Source organism: Streptomyces sp. SID1328, from assembly GCF_009865595.1.
GTDB lineage: Bacteria > Actinomycetota > Actinomycetes > Streptomycetales > Streptomycetaceae > Streptomyces > Streptomyces griseoluteus.
Genome location: NZ_WWKH01000473.1, coordinates 1 through 2,066 on the forward strand (window position 1 = coordinate 1; position 2,066 = coordinate 2,066).

General features: G+C 74.9%; 2 protein-coding genes. Both read right to left on the bottom strand.

The features are described 5' to 3' along the window. Positions 1-212: 212 nt before the first annotated feature. Positions 213-869: a M15 family metallopeptidase gene (locus GT030_RS14660; RefSeq protein ID WP_161201490.1), complete on the bottom strand. Its 657-nt coding sequence runs from the start codon at positions 867-869 to the stop codon at positions 213-215. Beyond that, positions 866-1,900, bottom strand: a complete 1,035-nt coding sequence (locus tag GT030_RS14665) for a GNAT family N-acetyltransferase (protein ID WP_346009638.1) — start codon at positions 1,898-1,900, stop codon at positions 866-868. Before GT030_RS14665 ends, GT030_RS14660 begins: the two co-directional genes overlap by 4 nt. Positions 1,901-2,066 lie beyond the last annotated feature (166 nt).

Here is a 2,066-nt window from a genome sequence, read left to right on the forward strand (position 1 = left end):
GTGGGGCCGGGGGCGGGGCGGCCGGGGAGAGCCGCGGGGGAGCGGGGCTCGTCCTCGGACAGGTCCAGCGCGAGGACGACGCCGCCCGTGATCGCGAGGACACAGGCCAGTGCCAGCACCGCGCGACGGCGGCCGCCGCCCCGCCGCGAGCCGTTCTTACGGGGCGTGGGAGTCATGGGCGGCACTATGCCAGCCATAGGGCGATATGCGGCTTATATGGCTTCCGGTTCGGTGGGGCCGTACAGCGCGGTCGGGTTGTTCGTCTGCAGCGCCCAGTACCGGTCGCCCCAGCTCCAGTGCCACCACTCCGTCGCGTAGTTGACAAGGCCCGCCTCGGACAGCACGGTGGCCAAGGTGTTCCGGTTGGCCGTGGCCTCGGCGCCGATGTTCGTGGCCGAGGTGTAACAGGCACCCTCGCTCTCCACCGGGTCCGCGTTCATCCGGGTGCCCAGGTCCAGTTCGCTGCCTTCGGCGTCCACCAGGGTGAGGTCCACGGCGGCGCCCGCGCTGTGCGGCGCTATCTCCGGCGGGGAGACGAACCGGCTGGCCTCGTCCCGCACGCGGGCCGGGGACCAGCCGGGGTTGTCCCGGCCGAGCGCGCCGGCGTACTCCTCGAAGTACCGGCGCTGGAGGCCGGGCGGCCGGTACCCCTCGACGTACAGCAGCCGCAAACCGTCCGGCAGGAGCGACTGGGCGTACAGCAGGCGGTGCAGCACCCCTTGGCGCAGATACGCGAAGGCCCCCGAGGCGTCCTCCTTGCGCGGGTCGACCCGGAGGGCGCCGTGCGCCCGGACGTCGACCAGCGGCTCGCCGCACTCGCGCACCGGGACCGCCGCCACCCGCCGGTCCGACATCAGTACGACGCTCATTCCGTCCCCCAGTCCCAGGTGTCGAAGTAGGCGGCCACACCCGTCCGGCGCGCCTCCATCACCGCACTGAGCCGCGCGAAGTCCCGCGGCGGCATCAGCGGCCGCCACTCGGGAAGCGGCAGCACCCGCACCTCGTCGTGCTCACGCGGGTCCAGCACGATGTCCCGGAGCCGCGCCTCGTCCAGCCGCCCGCCGTCGAAGACGAGCCCCATGGTGCTGTACGGCCACTCGGCGCCCGGCAGCCCGTACACCGTGGCCAGCAGCCGGGGCGGGCCGTCGAGTTCGATGCCGGTCTCCTCCCGGCACTCCCGCACGGCCGTCTCCCACGGCCGCTCACCGGGGTCCATCGTGCCGCCTGCCAACTGCCAGGGGTGAGTCGCGCCGTAGACCCCGTGGAGCTGCACGGGCCGGTCGTGGACGTCGGTGAAGAGGACACAGGCGAAACCGGTGGCCTTCATGACCGTCTCGGCGTACTGCTCCGGCGGGAGCCACACATGGCCGGTCTTCTCGTCCACCCGCCCCCGGACCGCCGGCTCCGGCCATGTCATCCGCATGGGCGCCAGGCTGCCGCAGAATCCCGAGGCACGGAAGAGCGCCCCCACACCGGCGGGCGCGTCGGCCTCGACGGGCGCCACCCCCTCCGCCCGGAGCCGCTCCAGCAGCGTGGTCAGGGCCGACCTGGCGTGTCCCCGGCGGCGCCACGAGGGATGCGTGGCGACCGTGTGCACCCGCGCCGCCCGCCCGCTGGGGGACGCCGGTTCGGGCAGCGCCGGGTGGAGCAGTGCGAGGGCGCAGGAGGCGAGGGTGCCGTCGGGGGCGTCGACGACACAGGCCCGTGCGTCGCCACCGGGGGCCAGCCGGGCGGCCAGTCCGGCGCCGGAGCGGACGATCCACTCCTCCGGCAGCGGCTCGGCGAGGACATGGGCGGAACGGAGCCGGACGATGCCCTCCGCGTCGGCGGGCGTGGCGAGCCGTGCGGCGTGCGCGGTGCCGGGGTGCTGGGGGCGGGTGTGCAGGGCCTCACTGCTCACGATGCGTCTCCAAGGGTTGGGGCGGGGCCGGGCCCCGCTGGACGGGCAGGGGGTTGACGCCGGGGACGAGCTGGAGCCGGTCGGCCGCCGGGTCGTGGCCGATCGGGTCGCCCGGCCGCTGGAAGTGGACGGCCAGGTGCTCCCCGGCGCGGTACGCGTCCAGGCC

What these genes read in the sequence shown, in the direction of transcription:
- GT030_RS14660 (WP_161201490.1), bottom strand. Translation starts at nt 869, where the DNA reads ATGAGCGTCGTACTGATGTCGGACCGGCGGGTGGCGGCGGTCCCGGTG.